The sequence below is a fragment of the Plantactinospora alkalitolerans genome, assembly GCF_015690345.1.
In the GTDB taxonomy this organism is placed as follows: domain Bacteria; phylum Actinomycetota; class Actinomycetes; order Mycobacteriales; family Micromonosporaceae; genus Plantactinospora; species Plantactinospora alkalitolerans.
Window position 1 is genome coordinate 1 of sequence record NZ_JADPUN010000282.1, and the last position, 12,979, is coordinate 12,979.

General features: G+C 72.6%; 13 protein-coding genes. 7 read left to right on the top strand and 6 right to left on the bottom strand.

What is annotated here, in order from left to right:
* The 4 genes from I0C86_RS32505 to I0C86_RS32520 all read left to right on the top strand — a co-directional run.
* The coding region (locus I0C86_RS32505; protein ID WP_323373977.1) for an aminotransferase class I/II-fold pyridoxal phosphate-dependent enzyme at nt 1–273 on the top strand (273 nt) is incomplete at its 5' end.
* Nucleotides 261–1,001, top strand: coding sequence for a dethiobiotin synthase (gene bioD, locus I0C86_RS32510; protein WP_196205130.1), 741 nt, complete (start codon nt 261–263; stop codon nt 999–1,001). The genes I0C86_RS32505 and bioD, both read left to right, overlap by 13 nt.
* A 239-nt stretch (nt 1,002–1,240) precedes the next feature.
* On the top strand, nt 1,241–2,977 hold the full coding sequence (locus tag I0C86_RS32515; RefSeq protein WP_323373978.1) for a sensor histidine kinase: 1,737 nt from the start codon (nt 1,241–1,243) through the stop codon (nt 2,975–2,977).
* A 115-nt stretch (nt 2,978–3,092) separates the two neighbouring features.
* Nucleotides 3,093–3,740, top strand: coding sequence for a response regulator (locus tag I0C86_RS32520; protein WP_196205131.1), 648 nt, complete (start codon nt 3,093–3,095; stop codon nt 3,738–3,740).
* 74 nt (nt 3,741–3,814) lie between these two features.
* Here I0C86_RS32520 and I0C86_RS32525 read toward each other — a convergent pair whose 3' ends face one another.
* Together I0C86_RS32525 and I0C86_RS32530 are read right to left on the bottom strand one after the other, a co-directional pair.
* Nucleotides 3,815–4,639 (bottom strand): ABC transporter permease, encoded by an 825-nt coding sequence (locus I0C86_RS32525; protein ID WP_230395162.1) that lies wholly within the window; start codon nt 4,637–4,639, stop codon nt 3,815–3,817.
* The gene (locus I0C86_RS32530; RefSeq protein WP_196205132.1) at nt 4,636–5,601 is read right to left on the bottom strand and encodes an ABC transporter ATP-binding protein; all 966 of its coding nucleotides are present in this window, start codon (nt 5,599–5,601) and stop codon (nt 4,636–4,638) included. Before I0C86_RS32530 ends, I0C86_RS32525 begins: the two co-directional genes overlap by 4 nt.
* Nucleotides 5,602–5,850: 249 nt before the next feature.
* On the opposite strand from I0C86_RS32530, the gene I0C86_RS32535 reads away from it, so the two are divergent.
* Nucleotides 5,851–7,173, top strand: coding sequence for a serine hydrolase (locus tag I0C86_RS32535; protein WP_196205133.1), 1,323 nt, complete (start codon nt 5,851–5,853; stop codon nt 7,171–7,173).
* Between the two features lie 40 nt (nt 7,174–7,213).
* The gene (locus tag I0C86_RS32540; RefSeq protein ID WP_196205134.1) at nt 7,214–7,753 is read left to right on the top strand and encodes a signal peptidase II; all 540 of its coding nucleotides are present in this window, start codon (nt 7,214–7,216) and stop codon (nt 7,751–7,753) included.
* Here I0C86_RS32540 and I0C86_RS32545 read toward each other — a convergent pair.
* The 4 genes from I0C86_RS32545 to I0C86_RS32560 are packed head-to-tail and all read right to left on the bottom strand — an operon-like array spanning nt 7,706 to nt 11,851.
* Nucleotides 7,706–9,163: an MFS transporter gene (locus I0C86_RS32545; protein ID WP_196205135.1), complete on the bottom strand. Its 1,458-nt coding sequence runs from the start codon at nt 9,161–9,163 to the stop codon at nt 7,706–7,708. The two genes, I0C86_RS32540 and I0C86_RS32545, sit on opposite strands and share 48 nt — an antisense overlap.
* Nucleotides 9,160–9,921, bottom strand: a complete 762-nt coding sequence (locus tag I0C86_RS32550) for a DeoR/GlpR family DNA-binding transcription regulator (protein ID WP_196205136.1) — start codon at nt 9,919–9,921, stop codon at nt 9,160–9,162. Before I0C86_RS32550 ends, I0C86_RS32545 begins: the two co-directional genes overlap by 4 nt.
* 16 nt (nt 9,922–9,937) lie before the next feature.
* Nucleotides 9,938–11,149 carry a cytochrome P450 gene (locus tag I0C86_RS32555; RefSeq protein ID WP_196205137.1) on the bottom strand — a complete coding sequence of 404 codons (1,212 nt, stop codon included), beginning with the start codon at nt 11,147–11,149 and terminating at the stop codon, nt 9,938–9,940.
* A gap of 9 nt (nt 11,150–11,158) precedes the next feature.
* Nucleotides 11,159–11,851: a class I SAM-dependent methyltransferase gene (locus I0C86_RS32560; protein WP_196205138.1), complete on the bottom strand. Its 693-nt coding sequence runs from the start codon at nt 11,849–11,851 to the stop codon at nt 11,159–11,161.
* A gap of 108 nt (nt 11,852–11,959) precedes the next feature.
* Between I0C86_RS32560 and I0C86_RS32565 the strand changes: the two genes are divergently transcribed.
* Nucleotides 11,960–12,979: FAD-dependent monooxygenase (locus tag I0C86_RS32565; RefSeq protein WP_196205139.1), on the top strand; the 1,020-nt coding region annotated here is incomplete at its 3' end.

Sequence of the window (12,979 nt, forward strand, 5' to 3'; positions counted from 1 at the left end):
CTCCGGTCCGGGTGCGGTCACCGACACCACACCGGCGCGGCCGGACTGGAGGCCTCCACTCCGAGCGCCGGTGTGGTGTCGGTGACCGCACCCGGACCGGAGACGGCGGTGGCCTGGGCGGCCGACTGCCGGGACCGGGGTGTCGCGGTGGGCTGCTTCCGGCCGCCATCGACACCGGACAGCCGCTCCCGGCTCCGCCTGACCATCAACGTCGGCCTCGACCGGCGCGACTTCGACCGGGCGCTCGACGTGATCGTGGAGTGCGCGCCGTGACCGGCGGAGCGTGGCGCGGTCCGATCCTGGTCACCGGGACCGACACCGACGTGGGCAAGACGATCGTCACCGCCGCGATCACGGCGGCCGCCCAGGCCGCCGGCCTGCGGGTCGCCGTGCTGAAACCCGGCCAGACCGGTACGGCGACCGGTGCCGTTCCGGACATCGACACCGTGAACCGGCTGGCCGCCCCGATGACCGCTCGTACCCTGGTCAGCTATCCCGAGCCGCTGGCCCCGCTCGCCGCGGCCCGGGTGGCGGAGGCGGAGCCCCTGGAGCTGTACGCGGTGGTCGACGAGATCCGGGCCGAGGCGGAAAAGCACGACCTGGTGTTGGTCGAGGGTGCCGGCGGACTGCTGGTCCCGATGGGGCTGCGTCCGTCCGGCGAGGCGTGGACCTTCGCCGACCTGGCGGTGTCGATCGGTGCGCCGGCCGTGGTGGTCACCCGGGCCGGGTTGGGCACGCTCAACCACACCGCGCTGACCCTGGAGGCGCTGGACCGCCGGGCGGTGCCGGCCGGTGTGGTCCTCGGTGCCTGGCCGGCCGAGCCAGAGCTGGTGCACTGGGCCAATCTCACCGAGCTGGTTCCGAACATGGTCGGCGCACTACCGGACGGCGCCGGGACGATGGAACCGGGCGTGTTCCGCCGCTCCGCGCCGGGCTGGCTCACCCCGGCCCTGTACGGCGTCCTGGACGACTGGCGTACCTGGGCCGAAGAGGTCAGCTGACTTCCCGACGGTGCACCGCCGGAAGTCCTTCGCGGGATCGTCGCCCGACCGGAGGGCCGTGGCGATGATCTGCAAGATCCCGAACGCCGGGAACGACGCGGGCACCCTTCCCTCGCCGGTCGTCTGGGGGGGCACCGGCCGCGTCGTCGCCGCGTCGTCGTGGCGCCGACGCCCGAGGGTCCGAGGTCCCTGACTTTCGTCAGTAACGCGCAGGTCGCGAGGCTTGTAGCCTGGGCCAGGTGATCGCCTGGGCGCTCGGGATGTTGCGGCAGCGAGGCGGGCCTCTCGACGCGGCGCTCAGCCATCGGGACCGGATCCTCCACACGATGCTGTGGGTCGTGCTCTCCGCGCCGGTAGCCCTGGCGCTGGCAACCCCACCGCACCCGCCGTGGTACGGGATCCGGCTGGCCGGTTCGGTGCTACTGCTCGCGGTCGCGGTGCTGGCGTGCCGGCGGGCGCCGCTTCTCTCACTCGTGCTCGTCGTCCTTCCCACCGCGTTCGACGGCAATTTCATCTTCGCCATTCCGGTCTTCAGCTATCTGCTGGGGCTGCGTGAACGTCGGGCCGGGCCCGCGGGGTTCACCTTCGCCGTGATCGCGCTCGGCGGTACCGTGCTGAACCTCGGCCTGCTCGGCACCGCCGCCGAGGTCTGGTTCCTCCTCGCCAGCACGCTGCTGGTCGGCGGGGTGTTCCCCTGGCTCGTCGGCCGGTACCACCGGCAGCACCGGGCGCTGGTGCTGGCCGGCTGGGAGCAGGCCGGGCTGCTGGAACGCGAGCAGCAGGGCGTTGCCGAGCGGGTCCGAATGCGGGAGCGGGCCCGGATCGCCCAGGACATGCATGATTCGCTGGGACACGACCTGAGCCTGATCGCGCTGCGGGCGGGCGCACTGGAGGTGGCGCCCGAGCTCGACGAGCGACACCGACGGGCGGCCGGCGAACTGCGGGTCAGCGTCGCCCTGGCGACCGACCGGCTGCGGCAGGTCATCGGGGTGCTCCGGGACGACGCCGAGTCGGCGCCGATCCGGCCGGCGGGCGAGAGCGTCGCCGACCTGGTCGAGCGCGTTCGGGCCGCCGGAATGTCGGTACGCCTGCTCACCGACCGGAACCCGGTACCGCCGCCCGCGCTGCCGGGCCGGTACCCGGTGTCGGTGGGGCAGGAGCCGGCGTCGGTGCCGGAGGAAGTGGATGGCGTCGTGCCGCCGATGGTCGGGCGGGCGATCGTTCGGGTGGTACAGGAGGCGTTGACCAACGCGACCCGGCACGCGCCGGGTGCCGCGGTGACGGTCTCGCTGACCCACTCCCGGGACCGGACCTCGGTACGGGTGCTGAACGATCCACCACCGGCCGGGCCGCTTCCTGGGCCACGGACGACCGGGTCCGGCCTGGTCGGGCTGCGTGAGCGGGTACGGCTGGCCGGTGGCAGCCTGCGCGCCGGCCCGAAGGGACAGGGCTTCGAGGTGCTTGCCGAGCTGCCACACACCACCGAGACGGCGTACGGGGTCGAATCGGCGTACCCCGTGGAGCAGGACTGGGCCGGGTACGCCGAGCCGGTGTCCGGGCTCCCCGCCCCCTCGGACGCGGGCGGGCCGGCAACCCCGGAACCGGCACGCCTCGGTACCGCCCACCGGCTGCGTTCCGCCCGGCGACGGGTCCGGCGCAGCCTGGTGGTGGCGGTGGCCGTACCGGCCGCGATCGGGATGCTGCTGGTGCTCGCGTACTACCCGATCGCGTCCTTCGGAGCGGTGCTGGACTCCGAGCGGTACGACCGGATGCGGGTGGGACAGGACCGCGCCGAACTGCGTGACCTGCTGCCGCGGCGGCAGGTCGCCAGACCGGAGAATGCCGCCGGTCGCCCGGTGCCGAGCGGGGCCGCGTGCGAGTTCTACTCCGACGGCGGTCTCCCGCCCGGGCAGACGGTCTACCAGCTCTGCTTTCTGGACGGGCACCTCGTCGTCAAGTACCACCTCGCCGGCTGAGTCGCCGGCCCCGTGCCGGTACCGTCGCACGGCTGCGACCGCCGGCCCGTGCCGGTACCCGCCGCGACGATCTCCCCGCAAGTGACGATCTGTCCGTGACGACAAGGAGTGCAGAGTGATCCCCGTCCTGCTGGCCGACGACGAGGCGATGATCCGGGCCGGGGTCCGAGCCATCCTGGCGACCGACCCGGAGATCGAGGTGGTGGCCGAGGCCGCCGACGGGCGCAGCGCGGTGGAACTGGTCCGGACGCATCGGCCACGGGTGGCACTCCTGGACATCCGGATGCCCCGGCTCGACGGGCTCGCCGCCGGGGCACAGATCCGTCAACTGGTCCCGGAGACAGCGGTGATCATGCTGACCACCTTCGGCGAGGACGACTACATCGCTCGGGCGCTCGGCGAGGGAATGAGCGGCTTCCTGCTCAAGTCCGGCGACCCGCGGGAGTTGATCGCCGGGGTGCGGGCGGTGGCGGACGGCGCGGCGTACCTCTCGCCGGAGGTCGCCCGGCGGGTGATCGAACTCGGCGGTGGCCTGCTGGCCCGGGGTCCGGCCGCCCGGGACCGGATCGAGGCGCTCACCGAGCGGGAGCGGGAGGTGCTCGCCCTGGTTGGTGCGGGACTCTCCAACGCCGAGATCGCTCGGCGCCTGTTCCTGGTGGAGGGCACCGTGAAGAGCTATCTGAGCAGCATCTTCACCCGGCTCGGCGTCCGTAACCGGGTGCAGGCGGCGATCATCGCGTACGAAGCCGGCCTGACGGCCTGACGGCCTAACACAGCTGTTAGGAGGGGCCCCTTCTTCTACAGAAAACGATAAGAAGGGGCCCTTCCTTACGTCTGTCAGGCGTCGCGGCGGCGGAGCACGGTGTGTCCGGCGAGCAGCGCCGCGAGCGCCCAGCCGAGGAGCAGCAGCAGGCCCACGGCTGGCGGGTAGGGGGAGGTGTCGGTGTCGGCGCGGAGGAAGTGCAGGCCGGCGCTGCCGGGCAGGATGTCGGCGATGGTGTTGAGGGCTGCCAGGTCGGGCAGGCGGAGGGTGGTCGGGATGATCACCAGGGTCAGGAAGATCGTGACCAGGGTGCCGACCGGCCCACGCAGTGCGGCGCCGAGGCCGAGGGTGAAGACGCTGATCAACGCCAGGTACGCGCCGAGCCCGATCGCGTCGCCGAGGGTCTCGGCGGCGTCGAACCGCCCCCACGTCCCGAGTACGGGTGCCGCGACGGCGGCGCCGAGCCCGCCGAGCAGTGTGCCGAGGCTGAAGGTGACTCCGGCGACCACGGTGGTCTTGGCCAGCAGCAGTCGCCATCGGGACGGGGTCCACTGCAGGGTCGGCCGGATCGTTCCGGTGCTGTACTCGGCGGTGATGACGAGCAGGGCGAGCGCGAGTACGGCGAACTGGGTCAGTTCGACGGCGTCGATCGCGATCCGGCCGATGGCCACCACGCCCCTGTCGTCGGCGGGCTCGGTGTTGGTGTTGCCGTTCTGGACGTAGATGGCGAGTTGCCCGGCGGTGGCGGCCATCAGGAGCACGCTGGCCAGGAGGCTCCACCAGACCGAGCGCACCGACCACAGCTTGGTCCACTCGCTGGCGATCGCCCCGGGCAGCCCGCCACCGGGGTGCGGGCCTGCGGTCGTACGGCCCGGGGTGGGGGAGACGGTGCTGCTCATCGAGCCTCGATTCGGGTCTGGGCGGCCGGGTGAGCGGCGGGGTGGGCGGCGGTGGTACCGACGAACTCCAGGCTGCCGCTGGTGAGTTCGAGGTACGCCTGCTCCAGGGACGCCTCCCGGGCGCTCAGCTCGTGCAGTCGTACGCCGAGTTCGTGGGCCAGGTCGCCGACCTCGGCCACCGTCGTACCGGTGACCACCAGTTCGTCGTCGCCGACCGGCTCGATCGCGAGGTGCCGGGCGGCCAGTCGGTCCCGCAGCCGGACCAGCGCGCCCGGTTCGGGGCTGCGGACCCGGACCGCGGTCAGCGAACTGCCCGCGATCACCTCGTCGATCGGCGCGTCGGCGATGAGCCGGCCCCTGCCGATCACCACGAGCTGGTCGGCGGTGAGCTGCACCTCGCTCATCAGGTGGCTGGAGACGAAGACGGTACGTCCCTCGGCGGCCAGCGACCGCATCAGCTCGCGGATCCAGCGCACTCCGTCCGGGTCGAGCCCGTTCACCGGCTCGTCGAACATCAGTACTCCCGGATCGCCGAGCAGTGCCCCGGCGATGCCGAGCCGCTGCCCCATGCCGAGGGAGAAGGCGCCGGCCCGTTTGCCGGCCACCTCGGTCAGTCCGACGGTGGCCAGTACCTCGTCCACCCGTCGGGTCGGGATGCCGTTGCTGCGGGCCATCGCCAGCAGGTGTGCCCGGGGTGTCCGGCCCGGATGGACGGCTCGGGCGTCGAGCAGTGCGCCGACGGCCCGGAGCGGGTGCCGGAGGGTCGCGTACGGCCGTCCGTCGACGAGTGCGGTTCCGGCGTCCGGCTGGTCCAGGCCGAGAATCATCCGCATCGTGGTGGACTTGCCGGCACCGTTCGGGCCGAGGAAGCCGGTGACCCGACCGGCGGCGATGTTCAGCGACAGGTTGTCGACCGCCGTCGTGGCGCCGAAGCGCTTGGTCAGTTCGGTTAACGTGATCATGAATCCTTCCGGTGTTTCGCGACTCGCCGGTCCGGGGCGCGGTCCGACTCGTGCGCCCACGCTAGGAACTCGGGTGGGGGTGACGCTGCGGACGATCGGCGGCTCGGAACCCTGACTTTCGTCAACTCCGTGCGCGCCGGCGGCCCGGTGAACCCGCCCGAGCCCGGCTCGCGGCGGTCGATCAGCCCGGATGGGGGATAAGGTCCTGACACCGGACAAATGTGAGAAGGATCCGGTTATCTTCCTGAAATGCAGCAGATCCGGCTCCTGTCGCGCCACCTGGTGGCCCTGACCGGCGCGATCGTCCTTACCGCTGGCACCGCTCCGGCCGTTGCCGCCGACGATGCGACCGGTGCCGGGGTGGCCCGCTCGGACGGCGCGACCGGGCCGGCCCGATCGGCCTGGTTGTCCATCGGATCGGGCATCTTCTCGGTCGACATCGCGGCCGGTACGGTGCGCTACCGCGCCTGTTCCGGCGACACCGGTCGGCTCGACGACCCGGAGATGGCGGTCCTCGACGAGGTGGTGACGGGGCGGGTCCGGGTGGCGGGTACGACGTACCGCTACGAGTTGCCGCTGAACAACCAGGCCGACGGGGTCGTCACGATCGATCGCGGGCACGGCGCGGCGGTGGTGGGGAAGGCGCCGGTGGTGGTCAGCCCGCAGCCGGCGCCACTGGCCGGGCGTGAGCCGCTGGGCCCGCTCACCGTGCCACTGCGGCAGATCGTCGACGCGTCGGCCGCCAGGGGCAATCCGGCGGGCGTGTCCGTCCTGGACCTCTCCGGCCGGTACGGCTTCCAGGAGGTCGCGGTCAACGGCGGGTTCCGGCCGAAGGCGGCGAGTGTGATCAAACTATGGATCCTGGCCGAGCTGCTGCGTCGGGTGGACTGCGGTCGTACCTCGCTGGACGCCGGGGTGCTGGTCGAGCCGGCGGACGTGGTGGGCGGCAGCGGCGAGTTGCAGAAGGAGACTTTTCCGCAGGTGGTGTCGGTCGGCCGGCTGGCCCAGTACATGATCATTTATAGCGACAACACGGCCGCGAACGTACTGATCGACTTCCTGGGCGGATTCGCGCCGGTCAACGCGTTGATCGACTCGCTGAACCTGAGGCACACGGTGCTCGCCCGCAAGATGCTCGACACCGAGGCGGCGGCCCGGGGCGAGGAGAACTACCTGACCGCCGACGACGTGGTGTCGCTGCTCGGCGCGGTCTGGGACGGCAACCTGCTGTCGGCCGGGTCGCGGGAGACCATGATCCGCTTCATGCGCGAGCAGACGATCAATACGAAGATCCCCGCCGCGCTGCCTCCCGGCGTACCGGTCGCGCACAAGACCGGTGAACTGACCGACGCCTCGCACGACGTCGGCTACTACCTTGTTCCCGGCTCGGAGGTGGCGGTCACCTTCGTCACGTCCGGCCCGGAGGCCGGCGGGGCGGAGACGGTACGACAACTCGCCCGCGCGGTCTACGACTATCTCGAACGGGGCCGCCGGGTGCCGGCGTACCCGGTCCGAGCCACCCGTCCGGCGCGTCCGGTTTCGGGCCACCGGTTCGCCGAAGTCGTAGGCTAGGGTCCGTCCGGGGAGCGGTGGGTGCTGGAGGTCGTCTGTCATGCAGCAGGTCGAGGCGGGTTCTTCGGTGCCGGCGGCGGAAGCCGCGACCGGGCGGACCCGGTGGTTTCCCCGGGTCATCACCCTGGCGTTGGTGATCCTCGTGGTGGACCAGCTCACCAAACTCTGGGCCACCTCCGCGCTCTCCGACGGCGGCTCGGTGCCGGTGCTCGGTGACCTGCTCAGCCTGCGGTTGCTCTACAACCCGGGTGCGGCGTTCTCGATCGGCACCGGGGTCACCTGGGTCTTCACGATCATCGCCGCCGTCGCCGTCGCCGCGATCACCCGGGCGGCCTGGAAGGTGCGGACCGGCGCCTGGGCGCTCGCCCTCGGGCTGGTGCTGGGCGGCGCCACGACCCACCTGCTCGACCGGCTGTTCCGGGAGCCCGGATTCGCCCGGGGGCACGTGGTCGACTTCATCGACTATGCCGGATTCTTCGTCGGCAACGTCGCCGACCTCAGCCTTGTCGTCGGGGGCGGGCTGATCGTCGCGCTATACCTGCGCGGTGTCGGCCTCGACGGCCGGCGCGGCGACGGGTAGTCCGATCCGGCGTACCCGGGCCAGCCCGATCACGGTGCCGAGCCCGGCGACGGCGAGGATGATCATCGCCCAGGCGATCGCCACCGGTCCGAACACGCCGACGGCCAGTCCGATGGCCGGCGGCAGCGCGATCCCGCCGACCATCGACACGGCGACGACGGTCGGGGTCAGCGCGGGGCGGTGCCGGGCCAGCCAGGCCAGCCCGGTGGGGAAGAGCGGGCCGACCGCGACGCCCAGCAGCCCGTAGGCGATCGGTGCCGGCCCGTCGAGCAGGGTGCCGGCCGCGGCGAGCACGGTCAGCCCGGTGCAGGCGATCACGATCGTCCGTGCCGAATAGCGGCGGCAGAGCGGCACGACCGCGAAGCGTGCCGCGGTGAACGCCAACCAGAAGCCTGAGGTGGCGGTCGCGGCGGTGGACTCCGACAGCCCGGTCGCGATCAGATGGGTGGTCTCCCAACCGGCCGCACCGGTCTCCAGCCCGACGTGCAGCACGAAGAACAGCAGGAAACCGAGCGACAGCGCCCCACCGAGCGGGGCGGACCAGCGCCGGTCGCCGACCTCCCGCCGGGCCGGAGTCGACCCGGGTGCGGAGGTCGACCCGGGTGCGGGGTCCGACCCCGGCGTGCGGACCGACCGGGGCGCCGGAACCGGTCCGGTCGCCGGAACCGGTCCGGTCGCCGGAACCGGTCCGGTCGCCGGAACCGGTCCGGTCGCCGGAACCGGTCCGGTCGCCGGAACCGGTCCGGTCGCCGGAACCTGTCCGGTCGCCGAAACCGGTCCGGGCGCCGGTCCGGGCTCCGGTGGTGCCGGTGGGCCGACCGTCGCCGCCGGTGCGAGGCGGGCTCCGGACGCGGTACGCAGCGCCGGCACGGCCAGCACCGCCAGCAGGGCGCAGCCGGCGAACGACCAGCCGTACCCGGGCAGCAGCCCGATCGCGATCGGTCCGGCGACGGCACCGACGCCGAAGCAGCCGTGCAGCAGATTGAGCATGCCGTGGCCGCCCTCGGCGTACACCTCGGTGAAGACCTGGTTGACGCCGCCGTCGAGGCCGCCGAAGCCGACCCCCGCGACGAAGGCGGCGACCAGGGCCAGCGGCCAGCCCGGGGCGAGCGGGAACGCCACGCACCCCACCGCGACCCCGAGGAGTGACCAGCCCAGGAAGCGACCGTCGGCCACGCCGAGCCGCCGGGCGAGAGGCATCGCCAGGACACCGATGATCGCGCCCGCGAAGTGCACGCTCAGCGCGGTGGCCGCCCCGGCGGCGGTGATCCCGTGCTCCGTCCGCAACTGTGGGATCGCCGGACCGTAGAGCGCCTGTTGCAGGCCGATCATCGCGAACGCGGTGACCGCGCCGAGCACCGCCACCGGGCGCAGCCGGTGCGGGGCGGGATGGCGTACTCCGACGGTCACGCCAGCACGACCTGAAGGCCGGCGTCGCGCAGCGCCGCCACCTGTTCGGTGTCCGCGCCGTCGTCGGTGACGAGGACGTCGGCGACCTGCACCGGCCCGATGCGGGCGAAGGTGACCCGACCGAGCTTGGTCGAGTCGGCCACCACCACCCGGCGGCGGGACGCGGCGATGGCGGCCCGCTTGACGCGTACGTCGTCCGGGTTGAAATCCGAGAGCCCGGTGCCGCTGTCGACACCTCCGACCGAGAGCACGAAGGTGTCGAAGCGCAGCTCGTCGAAGATCCGCTCGGCGAGTGGCCCGACGAAGCACTGTTCTCCGGGGCGTACGTCCCCGCCGCTGGCGATGAGCCGGATCCCGGACTCGTCGGCGAGTTCGGTGGTGGCCGGGACACTCAACGCGCAGACGGTCAGCTGCCGCCGTCCGCGCAGTGCCCGGGCGGTGGCCAGCGCGGTGGTGCCGGCGTCGACCACCACGGTCTCGTTGGCGCCGATCAGTGCCGCCGCGGCGACTCCGATCCGGGCCTTGAGGTCCGCCTGCTGGTGGGTGCGTACGGCGAACGGCGGCTCGTAGCTGCCCGAGACCGTGCTCACCGCCCCGCCGTGTACCCGCTGGAGCAGTCCGTCCCGTTCGAGCAGTTCCAGGTCGCGGCGGGTGGTCATCTCCGATACACCGGCCCGGGCGCTCAGTTCGGCGACCGTGACCCGGCCATGGGTCAGCAACAGCTCCACGATTGCCTGGTGCCGTTCTTGAACAGACATGTGTGCGATTAAAACACTATCTCTGTTCGAATGCCAAGATCCTTTGTTTGGATAGGCTCCGCGTGGAGCGTCGGGCGACGACGAACGCGTCGGGCATCCGGAACGAGAGGTTGTCCGGACACCAGGGCGCCCGCAGCACCGCGACGTCGGGAAGCAACGGCGCCGTCTCGGCCACCACCACCGCGGCCTCCATCCGGGTGAGCTGGGCGCCGACACAGCGGTGCGCACCGGCACCGAACGCGAGGTGGCGCCGGGAGCCCGGCTGGCCGGGCGAGAACCGCTCCGGCTCCGCGACCACCTCCGGATCGCGGCCGGCACGGGCCAGCCAGAGTACGACGCTGGTCCCCGCCGGTACGGGGGTGCCGGCCAGCACGGTGTCCCGAGCGGCCACCCGGCGCCAGGTGACGATCGGCGGCTCCAGGCGTAGGCCCTCCTCCACCACGTCCTCTACGTCGACCGTGCCGTCACCCAGCCCGGCGAGCACCTCCGGCGTTTCGGCCAGCCGGTGCAGCAGCAGGGTGAGGAACTGCGACGTCGTCTCCTGCCCGGCGACCAGCAGGAAGAACAGCGCCCCCACCACGACCTCCGGCGGATGCCCGGCGGCCCGGAGCTGGCCGACCAGCCCGGCACCGGTCGCCGCGAACTCCCGCAGCACGGCGTGGAACCGGCCGACGACGTCAGCCAGGACCCGCTGCCGAGCGGGATCGACCGGGGCCCAGAACAACTCCAGGGCGGCCCGGGTGAACTCCTTCACCACCTGGGCCGGCGCCTCCGGCAGGTCGACGAGCCGGGCCAGGACCAGCAGCGGCAGGTCGGCCGCGAGGTCGGCGTACAGGTCGACGGGTTGTCCCGCGTCGAGCGCGGCGCCGAGCCGGCCCACCCGCTCCCGCACGACGGCGGTCAGCCAGGGCCGCTGCTCGGCGACCCGCCGTGGATGCAGGGCCTCGGCCACGATGCCCCGGATCGCGGGATGACTGGGCCCGCCGTTGTTGGCCAGCGTGGCGGGCAGCCGGAAACCGTGCCCGGCGAGCACCCGGAGCGCGGCGACCGGGATCGGGGTCATCGCGTCCAGCGCGTTGTCCGGACGGAACGTTCCCGGATCGGCGAGCACCTGGCGGACCAGGGCATGCCGGGTCACCACCAGATGGTCGACCCCGACATGGTCGGGTAGCACCACGACGTCCGGCCACGACCGCGCGACCGACTCCTGCCAACTCCGGAACAGCACTTGATCACGCTAACCAGCCCGGTGCTCGCGACCGGCACCGCCCGTTCCGGAGGTGATCTGGGTCAGCTCCCAGACCCGGCTGTGCTTCACCCGGACGCTCTCCAGCGCGGGCGACACCGGGATGTCGTACCCGGCCAGCGGCTGGAACCGGTCCCGGGGCAGGTACGCCCGTTCGGGGTCGCCGACCAGCACCCGGGCGCCGCCGCGCGCCGCGCGGATCAGGAACCGGAGCACCCGGTTGGCCATCGCCTTGCTGTAGAAGACGTCACCGGCGAGTACGACCTGCGCGTTCCCGGCGTCGCCGTCGAGAATGTCGCCGATCTCGCCCTCGACGACCACCTCGTTGGCTCGGGCGTTCACTCCGACGGCTGCGACCGCCATCGGGTCGGTGTCGACGGCCCGGACCCGGGTGGCACCGGCCCTGGCAGCGGCGACCGCCACCAGCCCGGATCCGGAGGCCAGGTCGAGTACCCGCCGTCCGGCCACCGTCTCCGGATGGTCCAGCACGTACCGGGCCAGTGCCTGCCCGCCCGCCCAGGCGAAGGCCCAGAACGGTGGAGGCTGCTCGCTGCGGAACTCGCCCTCGGTCAACTCCCAGAGGCCGATCGGCTCGGCCGCCTGGTGAAGCCGGATCTCCGGCACCGCTGCGACCGGGCTCAGCTGGGCGTAGGTTCGGACGAACTCCGCCGGGTTGTCGGACACAACCGCGCATTCTGCCCGGTCACCGGCCGGTGCTGGAGGGCGCCCCGGACACGGTCGTCGACGGAGGTGGATGCGCCGTGGCATCGTCGTCCGGAGGGAGGTACCGCGATGACGACGCACCGGACGACCGCGCCGCCACCCCGGCGGAATGGGGCGGCATCGGGGATCTCGATCGGGGTCGTCGGCGGCGGCATCGGCGGTCTCACCGTGGCGCTCTCGCTGCTCCGAGCGGGTTTCGACGTCCGGGTGTACGAGCAGGCGGGCGCGTTGGCCGAGGTCGGCGCGGGGGTGCAGGTCAGCCCGAACGCGGTACGGGTGCTGCACCGGCTCGGCCTGGCGGAGGAACTGGCGAGGACCGGGGTGGCGCCGGTGGCGTGGCAGCAGCGGCGCTGGGCGGACGGCCGGACGCTGCTGCGTACGCCGTTGGCCGGGCCGGTGGAGGCCACGTTCGGCTTCCCGCACTACCAGATCCACCGCGCCGACCTGCTGGCCGCGCTGGCCCGGTTGGTGCCGGCCGAGCGCGTCCATCTCGGTCACCGGCTCACCGGCCTGGTCGAGCGCGACGACCACGTGCTGGCGTCGTTCGAGAACGGTGCCCGGGTGGAGGTCGACGTGCTGATCGGCGCCGACGGTATCCACTCGGCCGTACGCCGCGAGTTGTTCGGGCCGGCGGAGCCCCGCTTCACCGGCTGCGTCGCCTACCGGGGGCTGGTCCCGGCCGATCGGCTGCGCGGCCTCGACCTGGAGGTGACCGGCCAGATCTGGATGGGTCCGGGTCGACACTTCGTGCACTACTTCGTCAGGGGCCGGCGCCTGGTCAACGTCGTCGCCGTCGTCGAGCAGGACACCTGGAGCGGCGAGTCCTGGACCGATCGTGGCGACCCCGCCGAGGCGCTCGCGGCGTTCGACGGATGGCATCCGCAGGTCCGGAGCATCCTCGACGCGCTCGACGAGACGTTCGTCTGGGCACTGTTCGATCGGGAACCGCTACCCCGGTGGTCCTCGGGCCGGGTCACGCTGCTCGGCGACGCGTGCCACCCGATGCTGCCCTTCATGGCCCAAGGGGCGGCGCAGGCGATCGAGGACGGGGCGACGCTGACGGCCTGCCTGACGGGCGCGGGTCCGGAT